This is a genomic window from Mesorhizobium sp. WSM1343 (assembly GCF_055901535.1).
In genome coordinates this window covers 4873289-4892744 of record NZ_CM148370.1, presented here as the reverse complement: position 1 = coordinate 4892744, position 19456 = coordinate 4873289, and the positions used below count along the sequence as shown (strand labels likewise).

The 19456-nt window shown below is 60.3% G+C and carries 15 protein-coding genes; 5 read left to right on the top strand and 10 right to left on the bottom strand.

Annotated features, from left to right (window positions below; translation table 11 throughout):
• Positions 1 to 29: 29 nt before the first annotated feature.
• From AC0NIL_RS24060 to lptF, 3 genes are read right to left on the bottom strand one after another with little or no spacing between them, the layout of a single operon-like run.
• Positions 30 to 2468 (bottom strand): LPS-assembly protein LptD, encoded by a 2439-nt coding sequence (locus tag AC0NIL_RS24060; protein WP_024504312.1) that lies wholly within the window; start codon positions 2466 to 2468, stop codon positions 30 to 32.
• Positions 2468 to 3553: an LPS export ABC transporter permease LptG gene (lptG, locus tag AC0NIL_RS24055; protein WP_174299091.1), complete on the bottom strand. Its 1086-nt coding sequence runs from the start codon at positions 3551 to 3553 to the stop codon at positions 2468 to 2470. The genes AC0NIL_RS24060 and lptG overlap by 1 nt, the downstream gene beginning before the upstream one ends.
• Positions 3550 to 4752 carry an LPS export ABC transporter permease LptF gene (gene lptF / locus AC0NIL_RS24050; protein ID WP_473573776.1) on the bottom strand — a complete coding sequence of 401 codons (1203 nt, stop codon included), beginning with the start codon at positions 4750 to 4752 and terminating at the stop codon, positions 3550 to 3552. The genes lptG and lptF overlap by 4 nt, the downstream gene beginning before the upstream one ends.
• A gap of 351 nt (positions 4753 to 5103) precedes the next feature.
• Between lptF and AC0NIL_RS24045 the strand changes: the two genes are divergently transcribed.
• Together AC0NIL_RS24045 and AC0NIL_RS24040 are read left to right on the top strand one after the other, a co-directional pair.
• Positions 5104 to 6615 carry a leucyl aminopeptidase gene (locus tag AC0NIL_RS24045; RefSeq protein WP_027162710.1) on the top strand — a complete coding sequence of 504 codons (1512 nt, stop codon included), beginning with the start codon at positions 5104 to 5106 and terminating at the stop codon, positions 6613 to 6615.
• A gap of 28 nt (positions 6616 to 6643) precedes the next feature.
• Positions 6644 to 7093 (top strand): DNA polymerase III subunit chi, encoded by a 450-nt coding sequence (locus AC0NIL_RS24040; RefSeq protein WP_013532504.1) that lies wholly within the window; start codon positions 6644 to 6646, stop codon positions 7091 to 7093.
• 29 nt (positions 7094 to 7122) lie between these two features.
• Here the strand turns inward: AC0NIL_RS24040 and AC0NIL_RS24035 are convergent, their stop codons facing one another.
• A complete protein-coding gene (locus tag AC0NIL_RS24035) occupies positions 7123 to 7608 on the bottom strand; it encodes a DUF995 domain-containing protein (RefSeq protein WP_013532503.1) in 486 nt (161 codons plus the stop codon).
• Between the two features lie 133 nt (positions 7609 to 7741).
• Positions 7742 to 8665, bottom strand: coding sequence for a glycoside hydrolase family 26 protein (locus tag AC0NIL_RS24030; RefSeq protein ID WP_013532502.1), 924 nt, complete (start codon positions 8663 to 8665; stop codon positions 7742 to 7744).
• 643 nt (positions 8666 to 9308) lie between these two features.
• On the opposite strand from AC0NIL_RS24030, the gene AC0NIL_RS24025 reads away from it, so the two are divergent.
• Together AC0NIL_RS24025 and AC0NIL_RS24020 are read left to right on the top strand one after the other, a co-directional pair.
• On the top strand, positions 9309 to 11147 hold the full coding sequence (locus AC0NIL_RS24025; RefSeq protein ID WP_473573782.1) for a glycosyltransferase family 2 protein: 1839 nt from the start codon (positions 9309 to 9311) through the stop codon (positions 11145 to 11147).
• A 292-nt stretch (positions 11148 to 11439) separates the two neighbouring features.
• On the top strand, positions 11440 to 11847 hold the full coding sequence (locus tag AC0NIL_RS24020; RefSeq protein WP_013532500.1) for a hypothetical protein: 408 nt from the start codon (positions 11440 to 11442) through the stop codon (positions 11845 to 11847).
• Positions 11848 to 12012: 165 nt separating this feature from the next.
• Here the strand turns inward: AC0NIL_RS24020 and AC0NIL_RS24015 are convergent, their stop codons facing one another.
• The 3 genes from AC0NIL_RS24015 to AC0NIL_RS24005 all read right to left on the bottom strand — a co-directional run bounded on the left by AC0NIL_RS24015 (position 12013) and on the right by AC0NIL_RS24005 (position 15798).
• Complete coding sequence (locus tag AC0NIL_RS24015) at positions 12013 to 13014, bottom strand: glycosyltransferase family 2 protein (protein ID WP_473573781.1); 1002 nt, start codon at positions 13012 to 13014, stop codon at positions 12013 to 12015.
• A 44-nt stretch (positions 13015 to 13058) separates the two neighbouring features.
• Entirely contained in the window at positions 13059 to 13985 is a 927-nt protein-coding gene (locus tag AC0NIL_RS24010) for a lysylphosphatidylglycerol synthase transmembrane domain-containing protein (protein WP_337122537.1), read from the bottom strand.
• 184 nt (positions 13986 to 14169) lie between these two features.
• Positions 14170 to 15798, bottom strand: a complete 1629-nt coding sequence (locus AC0NIL_RS24005) for an ArnT family glycosyltransferase (RefSeq protein ID WP_473573775.1) — start codon at positions 15796 to 15798, stop codon at positions 14170 to 14172.
• A gap of 227 nt (positions 15799 to 16025) precedes the next feature.
• Between AC0NIL_RS24005 and AC0NIL_RS24000 the strand changes: the two genes are divergently transcribed.
• Entirely contained in the window at positions 16026 to 16628 is a 603-nt protein-coding gene (locus AC0NIL_RS24000; protein ID WP_275953573.1) for a DUF995 domain-containing protein, read from the top strand.
• 678 nt (positions 16629 to 17306) lie between these two features.
• Here the strand turns inward: AC0NIL_RS24000 and galE are convergent.
• Together galE and AC0NIL_RS23990 are read right to left on the bottom strand one after the other, a co-directional pair.
• A complete protein-coding gene (gene galE, locus AC0NIL_RS23995) occupies positions 17307 to 18386 on the bottom strand; it encodes a UDP-glucose 4-epimerase GalE (RefSeq protein ID WP_063171800.1) in 1080 nt (359 codons plus the stop codon).
• Positions 18383 to 19420, bottom strand: a complete 1038-nt coding sequence (locus AC0NIL_RS23990; RefSeq protein WP_024504301.1) for a UDP-glucuronic acid decarboxylase family protein — start codon at positions 19418 to 19420, stop codon at positions 18383 to 18385. The genes galE and AC0NIL_RS23990 overlap by 4 nt, the downstream gene beginning before the upstream one ends.
• Positions 19421 to 19456 lie beyond the last annotated feature (36 nt).

Genomic DNA, 19456 nt, shown 5'->3' with positions numbered 1-19456 from the left:
CCTATGCGGCGAAACGATGTCGCCGATTGTTACTGGATCGTGTCGACGGCACTGGTCGACGAGCCGAAATCGCCGAGGGTGCGGAACGACAGATTGAAGCCGATGGTCTGCGACACCTCCCTGGTGTTCAGATCGCGCGACTGCGAGTAGGTCATCAAATAAGTGAAGCAGGAATCGTTGTAGGCGAAGCCGACGCCATCCTTGACCAGCAGGCTCTGCTGCAGGTCGTAGGTTCCTGTGCCGAAGACGCGCCAGTTTTCGGCCAGATGCGTGGATGCACCAAGCGTGACCTCGTGGCGGTCGGTGGTGAAGCCGTACAGCGGCTGGGCCTGGATGAAGGCGTATTTGGCGCTCAGCGACACAGGCAGGCCGGAATAGGCGGCCTTCACCTCGGCGCGGCGGATCTCGAAGCTCTGTTCGTCGAAACGGCCGCTGACCGAGGCCGCGAAGCCGTTGGGGCTGTTGATGCCGAACAGGCCGACATAGTCGGACTTGGTCGTGTCGAGGCCGGAGTTTGCGCCGACATTCACCAAATCCGGCGCGGCGAACGAGTTCTCGCCGCCAATCTGATAGGATTGGCCGAAAATGGCATTGGTGCCCCAGCCATTGTTGTAGGAGCCGGAATAGCGGAAGCCGACATTGGCGCGCGAACCGCCTTCGACGCGGTCGTAACCGGAGAACTTGTCGCGTTCGAACAAGGTGGTCGCGTCGAAGACCATGCTTTGGGCGTCTTCGTTGGGCACTGAGAGGCCGCCGACATATTGCTCGTTCGGACGCATGAAGACCTGTGCCATCGGTTCGATGACATGGCTGGACCCGCTGGCCATGGAAAACAGCACCGGCCAACGCATCTCAAGCCCGGCGGTTGCCATGTAACGGGCAAATGACGAGCGCATGTCGTCCTGCTCGCCCAAATGCGTCGCCATTCTGTCGATCGCGTCCAGCGAAGCCGACGACGCGTTGAGGTAGTCGACGTCGCCCTGCAGCGCGAGCAACGGCGTCAGCACCAGCCCGCCATCGGTGACGAAGCTCCGCTTCCACTCGGCCTCGGCGGTGAGACGGCCCGATTCGCCTTCGATGCCGCGGACGCGCTGCGTGGGAGTGAGGGCATTGTAGGGCTCGACGAAGGTCTCATCGACATCGTCGCGGCGGATGACACGCGCGTTGACATTGAGCGACAGCTGGCCGCCGGCCACCGACGCATCAGGAATATAGGCGTAGTCGAGCGACGGCAGCACCCAGGGCTGTTGTCCGCTTCGTGCAGAGGCGTTGTCGTCAGGTGTATCTTCCTGCACATCGAAATGCATGGCGCGCACGTCGAAATAGTTGCGGCCGTTGAGACCCGTCAAGTAGACCGACGACTGGTGGACGCTGCTATTGTACTTTTCGATGCCGTAGGTGTTCGAGAAATTCTTGTCGGTCTGCAGCAGCACGTCCCAGCCGAAGTTCCAGCGTGAGTTGATGGCGAACTGCCCCTGGGTACCCATCATGCCGCGGAATTTGTTGGGATCGCCGGCGCTGCCCGAATTGACGTTGTGGCCAGAGCTGGAGGGGAAGGCAGTGGTGTCGAGGAAAGCGTCGGGATTCTGCTGGTGTATCCCGGCGATCTTCAAGCTGTACTCGCCATTGTTGAAGCGCTGACGCCACTCGGCCTCACCGAGGAAACCCTGCTTGGTATAGCCGGTGCCGGTGACGGTCAGGTCGTAGGTCGGCGCCAATGCAAGATAATAGGGGACTTTCACGCCGACGCCGAGATCGCTCTTGTAGATGATGCTCGGGATCAGGAAGCCGCTCTTGCGCTTCACCGTCGGGTCAGCAATTTCGAATGCAGGCAGATAGGCAAGCGGAAAACCGAAGAACTCGAAATTCGCATTCTCGAAGCGAACCGTCTTCTTCTCGCCGTTCCAGATGATCTTCTTGGCCTTGACGCGCCAGGTCGGCGCTTTGTCCGGCTTATCCTCGCACGGCTCGCAGGCGGTGTAGACGCCATTGTGGAAGGTGGTCAGCACGCCGCCCATGCGTTCGGCGCTTTCGGCGGCGAAATAGGCCTTGTCGATGGTTTCGACCCGCAACGCGTTGACGAAGCCGTCGGCGAAGTCATCGGTGATGTCGATATGCTGCGAATTGATCTTGGTACCGTCGCTGTTGATGACTTCGACGTTACCGCTTGCGACCATTCGCTTGGTGTTGCGGTTGTACTCGACCCGCTGGGCGACAAGGCGATTGCCACCATAGTCGATCTGCACGCCGCCAACGGCGGTCACGGTCTGATTGTCGTTGTTATAGACCAGCGTATCGGCGGCCAGCAGCATTTGCGAGCCGGATGGAACCGATGTCGCCATGTCGCCGACGTCCTGCGCAAGCGCCGGTGCCGGAACGGCGTAGGCAAGCACGCACGCCAAGGCGGTCGCCGCATAGAGGCGCGCCAAACCGGCCTGCCTGTTGCTGGGCAAAAACGCCTCCCTCACTAGCCGTCTTCCTTGTATAGCAGGAAAGTCACCCCGAAGAACATAGCCACCATGACCGGTACCCAGGCGGCTACGACAGTCGGCACGAATCCCGCCACGCCGAATGCCTTCACCAGAACCGAAACGACATAAAGCAGAAAGCCAGCGATGATGCCACCCAGAATCATCGTCGCCGACTGCCCCATCCTAGCAAATCGCATTGAAACCGTTGCCGCGATCAGCGTCATGGCGACGAGAAGGAACGGCAACGCCACGAGCGAATCAAACTGCATGGCAAAGGCATTTGCCTTGAGGCCGAAGGAGCGGGCAACCTCGATCTTTCCGGGCAGGTCGTAGAAGGGGATGGTTTCCGGGCGCGCCAGCCGCTCTTGCACGAATTCGGGCTTCAGATTGGTCGGTACGCGATCGGTTGCCGATGCCTGGATCGTACCGTTCTGGAACGTCTTGACGTCCTGCAATTCCCAATAGCCGTCGCGCAGGAAGGCACGGGCAGCATCCTTGCGCTCGACGATGTTGCCTTGCGGGTCGAGAATGAAGAATACGACATCGGCCATTTCCAGGCCCTGGTTCAGGATGGCCCGCGCACCGATGATGGTGTCCCCCGAACTGGTTTTCTGCCGGATCCAGGGCGCGGCATCGGCCGAGACCGTATTCGATTTGCCGGAACGCAGCTGGGTTTCGATCTGCTCGGACCAGGAGAATGCGTGCGCGGCGAGCGGATTGATGACGCCAACCGACAGGACGCCGAACAGCAAGGCTCCGATACAGCAGGGCAAGAGGAACTGCCAGGCGGAAACACCGGCGGAACGCGCGATGACCAGCTCGTAGCGCCGGTTCAGCGACACCAGCGTCGCCATCGCCGAGAAGAGACCGACGAACGGCACCGTCTGCAGCATGATCATCGGCATACGGAGGCCTGAAATGGCTACCGCCGTGCCGTAGGTGAAGCCGGGCAGGCCGGTGGTGCGGCCGGACAGCTCGGTGAAATCGATCAGGAACACCAGCGCCAGGAGGCCGATGAAGAACCAGATGGTGATCGTCACGTAGCGGAAGAAGAAATAGCGGCCCAGTGTCCAGCCCATCAGCCGACCCCTTGCCCTGATGTGCCGCGCCTGGACAAACGCAATTTGAAAGCATTCCAGCTGTCAGCGATGCGCGAGGCGAAGTTTGTCATCCAGTCCGCCCAGGTCACGGGCAGTTCCAGTGTCCGGTTCGAGACGATGAACCAGATCGCCACCGCGGAAGCCACGATCGGCACACCATAGACCATATAGGCATATTGCGGGATCTGATCCGCCTTGCTGGCGGCGAAAAAGCCCAGCCAACGCACGAACAGCGATATCGTGATCGCCGTGATCAGCGGATTGACGCGCGCCTCGCGGTGCGAGCGCGCATCCCCGGCGACCGCAAGCGCGATCAGCGCGAAAACCATGGAATAGGTCCATTCCGAGAACCGCTGGTTGACTTCGGCCCGGTATTCGTAGGGGCTCTGCTGATAATACTTGTCGTTGGCGCTCGGGTTGAGCAGGTACTGCGTCGTCTGGTCCTTGGGCAGGAGCGTCACCGCTGAAGCCGCCGCCATGAAGGCCGACATGTCAAAGGCATAGGAGGTGAAGCGGATGACGGAGAGATCGCCGGTCAGCGTTTTGCGATGGATGACGCCGTCATTCATCATCAGCACCTTTTCACCGCCGCGTTCGATGATGCTGCCGGTCTTGGCGTAGTAGACGAGGTTGACGCCTTCTTCGCGCGAATCGGCGACGAAAATGCCGCCCAGCCGATTGTTGGGAAGGCGCTCGCCGACCTGCAGGAACAACCCGTCGTCGATCTTGCGGAAGGTGCCTTCCTGGATGATCAGCGACAACAGATCCGCGCGTGACGACGCCACCAGGGTCCGGTTCTTCTGCCGTGCGTAAGGGTCGATGCCGTTGTCGACGGCAAAGGAAAAAACAGCTGCGGCGAGCGCCAGCAACATGATCGGCCGCACGATCGTCCAGCGCGAGGCCCCCGCGGCGTTGACGACGGCAAGTTCGGAATCCGAATTCATGACGCTGAGTGTCTGTGCTACCGCCACCACCAGCGCAAAAGGCACTACGATCGGGATGATGGACGGAAGGATGAGGGCGGCGACTTCGAAGAAGGTCAGCGCCGACTGGCCACTGTCGGTGACCAGATCGATCTTTGCCAGCACCTGCGTCGTCCATACGATCGCCAGCGTCCACACAAGAGCGGCCATGAAGACCACGAAAGCGCGGCGCATGATGTAGCGTTCAACGACCTTCATGAAGGCTTTTCTCGATTTTTTCGAACGGCATCATGCCGCCGAACAAGGTAGCTGTCCGGCAGCGCCTGCACAACTGGCTCATCAGATGGTCTATCCGGGTTCTGTCCCACATCACGCCCCCCGGCTGGGCGGAGTGTCGGCGGGAATGGATAAGAAAGGGCGAACATCGATGGTTAACAACAAGTTGCGGCAAAAAGCGGGGCCGTGCCGCGACGAATCGTCATCGATTCCATAGGTCATATGGGATGCCAATTCGGCAAAGTCTTGCCAAATGCCGGAAAACGACCAAATGTCGCGCATCGTTTCGAACCGCTTCCCCAAAAGTCGCGCATTCCCTGAAAGCAGGACATGATGAATCAAAGACCGTCGATCGCCTTCGCCAAATTTTCCGGGTCCCAGAGCGCGGTGAACAAGAAGGGCACGGTCTTCGTGCTCGCGGCGGATGAGGGCGGCCTAAGCGACGTCGCCAAGGCCGGCGATCCCGGCAAGACACTGGAGCGGGCTTTTCCCGTGGCTGAGTTCACGGGCAAGTTCGCCAGCACGGTGGAAGTTCTGGCCCCGCAGGGAGCGTCGCTCGACAGACTGGTGGCGATAGGCACCGGCAAGGTGTCGGGACTGGACGAATATGCGTGGTTGAAGCTTGGCGGCACCGTTTCCGCGTCGCTGCGCAAGGCGACCGAGGTAGCGGTGATCCTCGATGTGGTCGGCGCCTCGCCGAGCGCGAAGGACGCGGCAAGCCTTGCCGCGGGCATTCTCCTGCGCAGCTATTCCTTCGACAAGTACAAGACCAGGAAGGACAAGGACGACGGCAAGGCAGAGCCGAAGAAGCCGGTCAAGGTGACCATCCATACCGCCGATCCGGCCGCTGCGAAGAAGGCCTTCGCCGATGCCGAGGCGGTGATCGACGGCGTCCTTCTGGCGCGCGATCTCGTCAACGAACCGGCAAACGTGCTTGGGCCGGTCGAGTTCGCTGCCCGCGCCAAGGAACTCGAGGCACTCGGCGTCAAGGTCGAGATATTGGCTGAGAAGGAAATGAAGAAGCTCGGCATGGGCTCGCTGCTCGGTGTCGCGCAAGGCTCGCCACGCGGCGCCCGCATGGCGATCATGCAGTGGAACGGCGGCAAGCCGAAGGACAGCCCGATCGCCTTCGTCGGCAAGGGCGTCACTTTCGACACCGGCGGCAATTCCATAAAGCCGGCCTCAGGCATGGAGGATATGAAGGGCGACATGGGCGGTGCCGCCGCCGTTACCGGCCTGATGCATGCGCTGGCGGCCCGCAAGGCGAAAGCCAATGTCGTCGGAATCATCGGACTGGTCGAAAATGCGGTCGACGGTCATGCCCAGCGTCCCGGTGATATCGTCACTTCGATGTCGGGCCAGACCATCGAGGTGCTCAATACCGACGCCGAGGGCCGCCTCGTGCTGGCCGATGCGTTGTGGTACTGCAACGACCGCTTCCAGCCGAAATTCATGGTCAATCTGGCGACGCTGACCGGCGCCATCATGGTGGCGCTCGGCCAACATTATGCCGGCCTGTTTTCCAACAATGACGAACTGGCCGAAAAATTGTCGGTGGCGGGGCAGGCGACTCAGGAACGGCTGTGGCGCATGCCGCTCGGCGCCGAATACGACAAGCTGATCGATTCCAAGAACGCCGACATGAAGAACATCGGCGGCCGTTTTGGCGGCGCCACCATCGCGGCGCAGTTTCTGCAGCGCTTCGTCAAGGACACGCCATGGGCTCATCTCGACATAGCCGGCACGGCGATGGGGGCGCCGTCGAACGAGATCAACCAGTCGTGGGGTTCCGGTTTCGGCGTCAGGCTGCTCGACCGGCTGGTGCGCGATAACTATGAGCAGTGAACGGGTTCGATCACTATAGGCTGAAGCGATGGCCGACGTTCTGTTCTACCACCTGACCGAATCGACGCTGGAGGATGCGCTGCCAGGCCTCCTGGAGCGCAGCGTCGACCGTGGCTGGCGCGCCGTGGTGCAGACAGGCACCGAGGAACGCCGCGATGCGCTCGACCAGCATCTTTGGACCTTCCGCGACGATTCGTTCCTGGCGCACGCAACCGATCGTGAGGCTCATCCCGGCGAACAGCCGATTCTGTTGACCACCGGCGACGGCAATCCCAACGACGCCAAGATAAGGTTCCTGGTCGACGGCGCGGTGCCGCCTGACCTTGGCGGCTACGAGCGCGCGGTGTTCCTGTTCGATGGCCACGATGCCGCCCAGCTCGAGGCGGCGCGAGGACACTGGAAGGTGATGAAGAGCGCTGGCCACGACGTCACCTACTGGCAACAGACGCCAGATCGCCGCTGGGAGCGCAAGGCGTAGACCAGCCGCTTGTGGCGGATGACACGATCCTACAGTCTTGCCTTGATCCGGTTCTGTTTCCGGGTGACGTAGTCGCCGTGTTTCAATCTCTTGAAAACATACCAGTCGCCATCCGGAGCCTTGCGCTGGTAGATTACTTTGCCAGCCTGGCGGTGCTCGAAGCAGGTCATCGAGCCCTTCACGCCCCAGGAACCGTGCCATTGCGCACGCCAGCACAGCTTGCCGCCGCCGGGAATGAACCACATGCCGTCGCCATAGCCCGACTTGCCTTTGTCGTGGGTCCAGGACTCGAACTGTCTCTGCTTGACGGCAAAGAAGCCGGCGCCCTTCTTGCCCCACAGCCACGAATGGTTCTGATAGATCTGGTAGACGCCTTCGTCAGGAACCGCTGTGGCCTCTTGAGCCTGCTCGGCGATTTTCATCGCCGTCTTGGCTGTCGCAGGAGCCTGGAAGGCAAGAACAAGAACGGAGCAGGCGAATGCCGCTCCAAGATAATTTCCCACTACCCGCTTCACGAAACTTCTCCACAGACTGATTTACGCCACGCCTCAATCCTCATCCCGAACCGCTGGTTCGGGATGGATCACGATCAAACAAGGAGATTGGAAGTCGATCCCGATCGCGTCGGGGTCGATCAGCACGATGCGTCTACGGCAGGACGTGCTGGGTCACCCTCCAGTCGGGCAGACCATAGCCACCCAGCCACGGCCACACTTCCTTCTGGTTGAAGTAGACAACCGAAGTCAGCGCCGGGAACTCCGCGTAGGATTTGCGGGAATCTTCCTGCCATTTCGAGACATAGTCCTGCTTCCCGACATAGCCGAGTTCCGCAACGATGATCGGCTTGTTGAACACTGCAACGCGGTCATAGCCGGGCTTCAGCAGCTCAGCGAAGGTGCGGTCGCGGCCGGTCTCGTCATCATCTTTTTTCTGCAGACCGAACACCGACAGGCCGATGACGTCGACATAGTCGTCGCCGGGGTAGTATTTTTCCAAACCCTCTTCGCCTTTGGGCGACCACATGTACTTGGCTGCGGGGGCAGCTTTGCGGCAGATGTCGACTTCGCGCTTGTAAGCGGAGATCCAGTCCTTGGGAGCCCAGTTGGCCCAGGTGAAGCGGCCGTTCTTGTCTTCCATTTCCTGCGCCCAGCGAATGGTCACCGGGCTCTTCATCTGTCCCACCAGATCGCAGATCGCCTGCATGTTGGCGTCATATTTGCCGCTCAAAATGCCGTCGCGCAATTCGGGCGGGGTGATGCGCCAGTCCTTGGACCAGGTCCACGGCTCAACCGTGATCAGCAGCGAACGGCCGCGCTGCAGCGCATAGGCGTCGGCGAGTGGCAGCGTCGACAGATCGACGTCTTCCCAGGGCAGGAACAGCTCTTCGATGCTGGCGCTCTTGTCGGCGCTGAAGTCGCCGTAGGGATCGTAGGATCCGAACGCCGAGGCGGCGCTGCTCGTCTGGACGGGGTCCGTCGCGGCTACTGAGCCAGCGCCTCCTGCCGTGGGGAACGCGGCGCTTCCGCCCAATGCCAGCGCGATTGCAAGTGCTTTTACTGTGGAGTGTTTCATGTCGATCTCCCATGGCCCCAACCTCTTGCGGAAGTTAAGGCTTCGCCCGTGCGCATCGATGCTTGATCGACACGATTACCCAAAACCGATCGGCTCTATTTGGCAGAATCTGCGGGATTTCGGAGCGACCCGTTGGCGGATGTGCGAAACCTGACACAGAGCCACCCAAAAAATTATCTCTCAAGGCCCTATACAGGGGGCGCTCGAGAGAAAGTTCGCCGCGATACTCACAAATTCGCGTCAATATCCCGATATATCATCCCTGGCTAATTTAAGAGCCGGTCGCGACCAAGAGTCAAGTGCAATTAACGGTTGCTTAACCATGTGCGCGCGACATGGTTAACGCTGCTCTCAAAGTTCGATCCTTGCCGGACAGCTTTGGCCCATCGGCGAATTCTCCAGCGCTGAAAAATTTGCGGCTCATCGTTCACGTGCTGGTCGGTGGAAACTGTTCCACCGGACTATCCTTAACCAGTTCTGAAGAACCATAGTTAAGAAATAGCTAATTTAGTTGACTCTAAGGATGCCTGAGCGGATTCTGCTGCTGGGTTAGGCTCATCGGCCGTCGTTTGGCTGATGCTCGGGTGGCGGCGTTAAGTGTATGAGTGTTTCCGCGGACGTGGGGATCATCGGCAGTAAGACCATGCCGAAACGGGGGCGTGGGGCAGCTCCGGGGAAGGCGGCGGAGAAGCCTCCTTTTCTGGTGCCCGTGCTGTCGGCCGCCCAGAAGCGGATCTGGAAGCTGGGACTTGCCTGCTGGTCGGTAACGTTCGGATTTTTCTGGTTCTGGTGGCTGCAGCCCGGGCACATCGAACACGTCATCCCATACATGCTGGCGACATTGACGCTCGTATGGCTGACATTCATGCCGATGTATTTTCTCTTGAACGTGCATGCGATGAAAAAGCCGTCCAGGCTTCACACGATCCCGAAGCATTCGCGTGTCGCGATGGTGGTGACCAAGGCTCCGTCAGAGCCGTTTTCCGTGGTTGCGCGAACCCTCGAGGCAATGCTGGCGCAGGACTGTCCGCATGATACCTGGCTGGCCGACGAGGACCCGTCCGAGGAAACGATTGCCTGGTGCGATGCCCATAACGTCATGATTTCGACGCGGCGCGGGCGGGAAGATTATCACCGCAAGGTGTGGCCCCGCCGGACGCGCTGCAAAGAGGGAAACCTGGCCTTCTTCTACGACCACTATGGTTATGAACGCTATCACTTCGTCGCTCAGATGGACGCGGACCACGTCCCGACACCAACCTATCTCAGGGAAATCCTGGTCGCCTTTGCCGACCCGGCGGTTGGCTATGTATCGGCGCCGAGCATATGCGACAACAATGCCGCTGAAAGCTGGTCGGCACGCGGCCGGCTGTTCCCGGAAGGGATGTTCCACGGACCTTTGCAGTCCGGCCACACGGGCGACGGAACGCCGCTCTGCATCGGCTCGCACTATGCCGTGAGAACCGCAGCGCTCAAGCAGGTCGGCGGCCTTGGCCCGGAACTGGCCGAAGATCACTCGACGTCCATGCTGTTCATTGCGGCTGGTTGGCGCGGTGTGCATGCCATAGACGCCATTGCCCATGGCGACGGCCCGCAGACCTTTGCCGATCTTGTCACGCAAGAGTTCCAGTGGTCGCGGAGCCTGATGACGATCATGCTCGAATACTCGCCCATATACCTTTCCAAGGTATCGCCACGGCTGAAATTCCAGTTCCTGTTCCGCCAGCTCTGGTATCCGCTTTTCGCCGTATTTTCGCTTCTCATGTACATCATGCCGATATACGCACTTCTTACGGGTCAGAATTTCGCCAATGTGACGTATATTGACTTCCTTCTATACTATGCGCCGAACTCGATTTCGCTGATTGTGCTGGTGATGCTGTTGAAGTCCTTCGGGCTGTCGCGCCCACTGACCGCCAAGACGATCAGTTGGGAGGGAATGTTGTTCTCATTCTTCGCTCGTTGGCCGTGGGTGCTGGCGGGCACGCTGTCGTCGATCCGCGATTATCTGACCAAGTCGTTCGTCGATTTTCGCGTTACCCCCAAGGGCAGCGGCCCGAAAAACCTGCTGCCTGCCCGCGTTATTGTTCCCTATGTGGTGCTTGCAATGGGAGCTTCGCTGCCGGTCCTTCTTGTAGACCGCGCCTCGGACGCCACCGGCTTCTACTGGTTCGCTGCCTTCAATGCGTTCGTCTACGGATTGCTTGTGGTCGTGATCATCACCAGGCACCTCGTGGAGAACAAAATTTCGTTGCGTTGCAATGCCGCGAAACTCGCCTTGCAGGCCTCGCTCGCTGGCGTTGCGCTCTTCGTCCCGGGCGCCGCGTTCTGTGACCGCGGCCTGGAAGGCATATATGGGCTCCAGCAGGGGGCAGGCGGTATGCGCATCGTCAGCGTGGCCTACCCGGTTTCCGGAGCCGGGCGCGGCGGGAGCGGAACCCGCACATTCCATCTTGATCCCGCCTGGAATCCGCCACGCTGACGCCGACAGGCGTCCGTGCGCAAACAACTCCCCTGAACCGCATTTGCCTTGATAGCCGGCCGGCAAGCTGTAGCAGGGCCAGGCACGAGCCCAAAAGGTCAAATTTTAATAATATCCGGTCGAGTGCCGAAAGACCGCGCTCATCATATCGTTTGCATGATATTTAATAAGTCTCCCCTAATATACAGCCCATGATGTGAGTGGCGATGGGTCACTCGCGTGGTGCGGAAAGCAAATAAGAGCAATATATCTCCGCGCTCCAGCGACTTGTATTTCATGGCAGGGGATAGCGATGAACAAAATAATGGAAAGAGGGGCAAGGCTCGGCAAGAAACATGCCTGTGCATTTGCCGCGGTTGCATTGATCTCGATGATGTCCGGTTGCCAAAGCATGGACGCCACCAAGACGAGCTCGATCGGCACCAAGCCCGTGGTTCATTCGCTCGGCCAGAGGGTGCACTACGCCAAGGACAAGCGGCTGCATCTGATCAACCGCAAACCGCTCACCAAGATGACCAACGTGACGCGTACGAGGGAGGAGGCCTATGCGGCCTTCGTGCGGCCGCAGCGGGTCGGCAGGCCGGCGACGGTGAAGGTCTCCTACAGTCTGGGCAATGGCGGCCCGCTGCTGGGTCATTCGCCCTGGATATGTGGTCCGAGCGGTTTCGGCCAGCGCGCCAGCTGCCGTTCGCGTTACTAGACCAGAACATCAGACCTGAAGCGCGGCCGATTTGACCGCTGCCGGGTCTTTGCCGGGGGGGCGCGAGTGGAGGGCGAGAGGTTTGCGCAGACGTTGCGCTTTGCCTCTTGCCCTCCGACCGCCATGCGTTCGTTAGGCGCGGACCTCCGTGGCATTCCGATCAGGTCACGATGGTCGGCCCGGGGCGTGCCAGCCGTCATTGTCGCCGCCCGGCGGCCGTAGCCGCGCGACATAGGCCGATGCTCCGTTCGCCTCGTGATAGACGCGTGCCAGCATTTCCGCCAGCACGCCCGACGTCACCATCTGCACCCCAGCGATGAGCAGGAAGAAGCCGGTGAACAGCATCGGGCGTGTTCCGATGTCTTCGGCGAAAAACAGCTTCAGGCAAAGCAGGTAGGCAAGGATCAGCGAACCCAGCGCGCCAAGCACGATGCCGATGCCGCCGAAGAAATGTCCCGGCCGTGTGCGATAGCGCATGAAGAAGTACATGAACACCAGATCGAGCACGACCCTGAAGGTGCGCGAAATGCCGTATTTGGACTGGCCGTGGATGCGGGCATGGTGCGTCACCACCTCCTGCGCGATGCGTCTGGGGGTCGTCACCGTGGCCAGCCATGCCGGGATGAAGCGGTGCATCTCGCCATAGAGCTTGACGCTGCGGATGACGTTGCCGCGATAGACCTTGAGGCTGCAGCCATAATCCTTGAGGCGCACGCCGGTGACGCGCGCGATCAGCGCGTTGGCGATGCGCGAGGGCAGCCTGCGCATGAAAAAACCTTCCTGGCGGTCCTTACGCCAGCCGACCACCAGGTCGAGATCCTCGCTCAGCAGGCGATAGACCATGCGGGGGATGTCGTAGGGATCATTTTGCAGGTCGCCGTCGATCGTGGCGATGACGTCGCCGCGCGCCGCGTCGATGCCGGCCTGCATCGCGGCGGTCTGCTTGTAGTTGCGCACCAGTTCGACCGCATGCACATGCGAGCCGTAATGGGCTGCAAGGCGCCTGATCTCGCTCACCGTCGCGTCGGTGCTGCCGTCATCGACCAGCACGACCTCCCAGGGCTGGTCGTAGCGTTCCATCGCCTGGTGGATCCGTGCCAGCAGCGGCTCGACGTTTTCGGCCTCGTTGTACATGGGGACGACGATGGACAGCGTATGGTTCGGCATTACCGCGCCGTCAGGCAGTCCCGAAGCAGGGATGGGCAATACGTTCATTGGGATGGCTTCCTTGCAGGTCCGACAGCCGGATTTCCCGGCAGCGTCGATTTCGAGGGAAACAGCCAGGCGATCGCACCCGTGGCGATTGCCGAGCAGAAGATGAACAGGTGCAGCGCCAGCGCCGCCTGCAAGCCATTCTTCATCGTGATTCCGGAGGTGAGCAGCGCCGCCGCTGCTCCCGCTTCATAGGTGCCGAAGCCGGCGACGCCTTGCACCGGCAGTATGGCGGCTCCTTCGGCCCCAACGACGCCTGGAAAGGCGGTCGAAAAGGATGTCCCCAGCAGCATTGCCAACAACCATCCCTGCACAGTGAGCTTCAGCGACCAGTTCGCGATCGTCCACCACCAGCCATAGCGCGAGCGCCCGGTTGCTTCGGTGAACACATCTCGGAGCTTGCCGAGCTTCGCCACGATCTTGCCGCGGCCGGCCCAGTCATGCGGCGCACGCGCCCAGCGCGGCAGGTACCAGGCGGCGGCGATCAAGACGGCTCCGCCCGCAATCCTAATCGCCGGATGCAGGCTCGGCCACACCGCCAGGGCCAGCACGCCGACGACGAAGGCGTCCTGCAGCCTGAACCACAGCAGTGAGGCGCTGGCGCGCATGATCGGTATGCCGAAGACCTGGCGCAGGAGCAGGGGAAAGGCCGTCTCGCCGCCGCGAAAGGGCACGACGTTGATCATCGCATTGTGGATCAGAATGACGCGCAGGCAGGCGCCGAAGCGGCCATGCACCTCGTCGCGGAACTCGTCGCAGACGCGCAGCGCACGCAAGACATAGGTGGCGAAGAACGCGATCGTCGCCACGGCGAAGGTGCCGGGCGTGATGCGGGCAAAGGCGTCGCCGACCATGCGCCAGCGCGAGTCGCTGGCGAGCCAGGCCAGCAGGGCCAGCGTCACAATGATCGAAATCGCTCGTTTCAACAATTCCTCCGGTCGCAACCGTCGAATTCCGCCAGCCGTAGAGATATTTGAGCTTGCTGGCCGGCTTGTCTCGCTTAGCTTGCTGCGTTGGGCAGGCGAGGGCGGGTCGGCAAGGTCGCTGACCGTCGCCGGATTTCCAACGTTTGCCTGATCCCCAGCCCATAAGCCCAACGGCCTGACCAGATCAAGGCCGGCTGATTTCATAAATCAGGAGGTTGTCCGAATCCAGCCGCTTGGTCCCGATCTTGTTGAGATAGTCGATCACCCCGTCATGATGCTCGATGAACGGCCGTTTCTGACTGTCTTCGGCATCCTTTGCCACGCCGAACCAATCCGCGCCTTGCGTGCGAAGTTCCTCAAGCTGTGCTATCGCGATGGCATCGTCCTCGACGAACCTGGACCACTCCACGTCGCCGCCACCAGGCGGAAACACCCACCCGCGCGCCCTGCTGTAATAGACTGCGACAGGATCTCCCACCTCCGGAGCGATGGCCACGACAAGATCGCCAGGTTGGGCCCTGCGCGCCAGCTCGTCGCCAAGCAACTTTCCATTCATGGCGAAGGGCGCCTTCATCGTCCGGACGAGGGGAAAAGTCGACCAGACAAGCATAGCGGCCGCGATGCAAATCGACCGCAGAATTATCCCAGGAGACGGAACGGTTTTGGCTCCAAGCGTCGCCAGGACGACCGCGCCACGGCCGCAAAACATCGCAAATGGCACATGGAATATATGATAGTTCCATGGATTGGTCGTGATCTCACGTGCCGCAGCGAAATAAACAACAGAGGCCGCTGCAAGCCATATGAAAGGTATGGCCGAAAGAGCGCGTTCTTTCGATTCCGCGACTGGCTGGGGCGGCATCCAGAATCCGACCGCTATCAAAATCATGAACGGATAGCCGTAAAACCACCAGACCGACGTGTTCCAAACAGATTTGAAATAGAAATCGTTGTTGAAAAATGCCCAGAATCCAGAATCCCAGATGTATCCGCTGCCCGCGACATGAAACGGCGGATAGGTTCGCCCGAGATAAATGGCCCAGCTGTAGTAAGCGCCGATGACGAACAGGCTGACCAGTCCGCTTATGAATACTTTGGCCGCATGCTTTCGCCGATTTTGCAAAAGCCAGCAAACCATCAGATAGAATATGACGCCTCCAGCAGCCAAACCCGGTGGTTTTGCAAGCACACCGAGGGAAAAGCTGGCTGTGGCGAAGGGGAGCAGCCACGCGCTGCCTCCCGTCCAGTATTTCGTGAAAAGCCAGACGCCCAAGGTTACCAGAGCCAGCATCGAGGGGTCGGGAAGAAACGAGCTGTCGATCATGATCGCCGCCGGCATCAGCGCATAGGCAAGTGCCGCGGCGTGGGCGTGCGTCTCGCCCCAGCATAACGCCGTTAGTCTGTGCAGTGAAAGCACCGTCACCAAGCCGAAAAGGGCCGCAATCATGCGGCCGAACCAGTCGTGCCAGCCAAAGAGTTGGTAGAGTATGGCGGTCAGATAGCTGACGATCTGGAACTCGCGGCCCTGATAGCTTGGCCCGGGCCCGGTCCAGCTGACCTCGGGGAAGAAGATGTTCCAGCTGCGCTGCTGGAAATTGTCGGCCATCATCGCGGTACTTGTTTCGCGCCAGCTGAAGGCATCGACCAGCGGCAAGGTTATGTTGTGGAACCTGAACAGGATCGCAATGAACAGTATCCCCAGCAAGACCGCCATGTTGGGGCTCACGGTGTTGCGAGCAGTCGTTTCCCGGACGGTCGACTGCTGCCGGTATTGCTGACCTTCAGCCTGGTTCAATTCCGGGTCGCCCGCCATTTGAAACCGCGTCCTCCCTCACGTCTGCGGATGTTGCTTTTGAGTGCGATTGTCAGAGTTGGGCAGAGCATATGACACATTTCTTAATTTTGACGACAGCGGGATGCGCACATCTGGAACGGTTGTTGTCCGTCCGCTCGCAAAGGTTGACATCACCGTTCTCGCGACTGTTAAATAGTTCATACGGCTGTCAGAGCGATGATAGTGCTACCTTGGGCAAAACGGGCATGCGAACGCCAATTGTACTGACAGCTCTGACCGGATTGCCACCGCATGGTGTCGACCGTCGACGCAAACATTGTCGGTTCGCAACTTGTATGCAACTCATGTTTCTCCTGGCCCTCTGCGGCCAGACGGCGCTTTCGGGAACGGCGCATGCGGCTGCCGCCAAAGACGGCAGACCAGCGGAAACGGTCATCGCACCGGCTCCGACTGCCTACGAGCTGCAGCTTCTTTATGCCGACCGCACATGGATATGGAAAAACGGCGCGGCCTTTTTCGCGCAGGACAATCGACGTCTCCAGGCCTGGACGTCCGGGCAGGACACCGCGTCTGTCGCGGAGGGCAGATGGCTGGTGACCAAGGATGGCAAGATGTGCATGGAGCTCGCCTGGCGATCGAAAGGTTACACCGGCGAGCAGCACCGCACCTGCTACAGCCACCGCATTCAGGGCCGGAATATCGAGCAACGCAAGGATCCGGACGGGGAATGGTACGGTTTCAAGCGATCTCCCGAGGATCCTTCCGACGAATACAAGAAATTCGAAGCAGGCGACACCAAGGGCGCGCAGTTCGAAATGACCCGCAAGCTGGTCGATGCCAAAAAGTAGGCCGCTTCCGGCCGCGCTGAGATGGCCTGGCTGTTCTCCCCGTGCGCCTGTTGTGGAACCCGCGAATCGCTTATGGTTGAGTGGCTCGGCAGGCGCGATCGGCGCGCCGATCGCATTTAATCGCATTCAATTGCATCACCCGGACGACAAGACGATGGCCTGCCATACGGTTTTGATGAAATTTAATAATTAGTGATATCTAATATAACGTGTGATGTGCGAGTGGTCACTCATGCGGCGTGGAAGCGGCCCAAGTATAGTATGTCGCAATGCGCCCCTGGCTTATACTTGATAGCAAGGGACAGAGGATGAGAAATTCCGCGAGCGTATTTCGCTCAAGCAAGAATGTCGTATCTATTGCCGCGGCTGTGGCGCTGAGCTCTATGGTTGCAGGTTGTCAAGGTATGGACGCAACTGAAACCGGTTCGGTCCTTATCAGGCCCATCGTCCACCCGGTCCGCAGTCAGCCCGCGGTCCAGCCCGTGCAGGCCAGATTTCTCGTGCGCTCGCTCCGGGCCGACCTTCCGATCCAGATGACAAGCACAATAGGGACCGAAAGTGCCTACGCCTTTGCACCGCCGCAACGGATCAAAGCCAGCACGCCGGCGCCGGTGAACATCTCGTTCAATCCGGGCGATGGCAGCACGTTCTCGGGCGGCTCGCCTTATATCTGCAGCCCTAGCGGATTTGGCCAGCGCGCGAGCTGTCACCCCCGCTATCTCTGACCCGTCGGGCGACGACCGGCGCTGCCGCCCTCACTGGCGGCAGTTTCATGGGCCTGGTCTTCAGTCCGAAAAAGGGAGCGGCCGTCCTGACAATCGTATCGATGTCTGAAAGCTCCGGCACAAAGCCAAGATGTTCGCGTGCGCTTCCCGGGTCGGCGTAGAGCTCCGCCGGATCTCCGGGGCGTCGGCTCCTGAACACTGCCGGAACCGGCCTCGACGTCATTCGGCCGACCGCCTTGACAATCTCCTTGATGGAGACGCCCCGCCCTGTGCCGAGATTGACCGCAAGGCTTCGCCCGCCACCCTCGAGATGCATGAGCGCTTTCAGGTGGGCGCGGGCCAGATCGGTGACGTGGATATAATCCCTTACGCAAGTGCCGTCCGACGTGTCGTAGTCGGTGCCGAAAACCTCGATCGCGTCGATGATGCCCGATGCGGCCATGAGCACTCTGGGAACCAGATGGGTTTCCGGCGAATGCCACTCACCGAGCTCGCCATCGGGATCGGCGCCACAAGCGTTGAAATAGCGCAGGATCGCAAATTTCATTCCGTACGCGGACGCATAGTCGCCGATGATCTGTTCGCCGATCAGCTTGGTGCGCCCATAGGGGCTGATCGGATTTTGCGAGGAGGTCTCGCGAACCGGCAACGCCTCCGGCACGCCGTAGGTCGCACAGCTGCTGGAGAAGATGATGTTTTCGATCGAACTCGCGCGTGCGGCGTCGAGCACCGCGATGGTGCCTGTCACATTGGTCGAATAATATTCGGCCGGCTCGCGAACGGACTCTCCGACATAGGCCAGCGCAGCAAAATGGATCACGGCCGTCGGCCGGTGCGTTTCCATCGCCCGCCGCAGTGCATCCCGATCCCGGATATCGCCGACGACAAGCGGCCCCCAGGCGACGGATCTCTCATTGCCGCGGCTCAGATTGTCGAAAACCACCGGCATGTAGCCGGCGGCGGCCAACTGCTTGCAGGTGTGGCTGCCGATGAAGCCGGCTCCACCCGTCACCAGGACCGCCGGCCGGCTCATGAAGCAGCAGCTCCTCTGGCGGTGTGACTTCCGTAGAGCAGGGTATCAAAATACTCGACGGTACGCGCGAGCCCCTGGCTCAAGCTGATTTTCGGCTCCCAGCCGAGATTGGCCCTGGCAAAGGAGATGTCCGGCTTGCGTTGCCTGGGATCGTCGACGGGCAGCGGCCGATGCACGATCTTCGATCGGGCGTTGGTGTAATCGACGACCAGCGTCGCCAGTTCCATGATGGTGAATTCGGCAGGGTTGCCGAGATTGACCGGGTGGGCGGGCGCGTTCGGCGCATTCATCAGCCGGATAAAGCCCTCGATCAGGTCGTCGGCATAGCAGAAGGAGCGCGTCTGCTGGCCGCTGCCATAGACGGTCAGGTCCTCGCCGCGCAGCGCCTGGACGATGAAGTTCGAAACCACACGTCCATCGTCGGGCTGCATGCGGCGACCGTAGGTGTTGAAAATGCGGGCGACACGAATATCGAGACCATAGGTTCTCGAATAATCGAAGAACAGGGTTTCGGCCGAGCGCTTGCCTTCGTCGTAGCAGGAGCGCGGCCCGTGCGTGTTGACGTTGCCGAAGTAGCTCTCGGGCTGTGGATGCACGAAGGGATCGCCATAGACTTCGGACGTCGAGGCCTGGAATATCTTGGCCTTGTTCTGTCGCGCGAGTTCCAGAAGGTTCAGCGAGCCAAGCACGCTTGTCTTGAAGGTGTGGATCGGATCTGCCTGGTAGTGCGGCGGAGAGGCTGGGCAGGCGAGATTGTAGATCTCGTCGCACTGAAGGTCCGAAGGCAGTGCATCGACGATGTCGTGCTCGATGCAGCTGAAGCTCGGATTGCGCTGAAGGGCATTGAGATTGTATCTTTTGCCGGTGTGGAAATTGTCCAGCGCGACAACGTCGTATCCGTCCCGCAAAAGACGTTCGCACAGATGCGAACCTAAAAATCCCGCTCCTCCGGCGACAAGGGCGCGTCGTCGGCTTTGGCTGGCGTCCTTTTGGCTGCCGGATTCCAGTTTCAGAACCTTGACAAGCTTAGTCATGCTTTCCTCATACGCACCGAACACGCTACCGCCGGG

Coding starts and splice junctions, on each gene's coding strand:
- AC0NIL_RS23990 (WP_024504301.1), bottom strand. CDS start 19,420: ATGACTAAGCTTGTCAAGGTTCTGAAACTGGAATCCGGCAGCCAAAAG.
- AC0NIL_RS24000 (WP_275953573.1), top strand. CDS start 16,026: ATGCGAACGCCAATTGTACTGACAGCTCTGACCGGATTGCCACCGCAT.
- AC0NIL_RS24040 (WP_013532504.1), top strand. CDS start 6,644: ATGGCCGACGTTCTGTTCTACCACCTGACCGAATCGACGCTGGAGGAT.
- AC0NIL_RS24045 (WP_027162710.1), top strand. CDS start 5,104: ATGAATCAAAGACCGTCGATCGCCTTCGCCAAATTTTCCGGGTCCCAG.
- AC0NIL_RS24020 (WP_013532500.1), top strand. CDS start 11,440: ATGAACAAAATAATGGAAAGAGGGGCAAGGCTCGGCAAGAAACATGCC.
- AC0NIL_RS24015 (WP_473573781.1), bottom strand. CDS start 13,014: ATGCCGAACCATACGCTGTCCATCGTCGTCCCCATGTACAACGAGGCC.
- AC0NIL_RS24030 (WP_013532502.1), bottom strand. CDS start 8,665: ATGAAACACTCCACAGTAAAAGCACTTGCAATCGCGCTGGCATTGGGC.
- galE (WP_063171800.1), bottom strand. CDS start 18,386: ATGAGCCGGCCGGCGGTCCTGGTGACGGGTGGAGCCGGCTTCATCGGC.
- AC0NIL_RS24025 (WP_473573782.1), top strand. CDS start 9,309: ATGCCGAAACGGGGGCGTGGGGCAGCTCCGGGGAAGGCGGCGGAGAAG.
- lptF (WP_473573776.1), bottom strand. CDS start 4,752: ATGAAGGTCGTTGAACGCTACATCATGCGCCGCGCTTTCGTGGTCTTC.
- AC0NIL_RS24005 (WP_473573775.1), bottom strand. CDS start 15,798: ATGGCGGGCGACCCGGAATTGAACCAGGCTGAAGGTCAGCAATACCGG.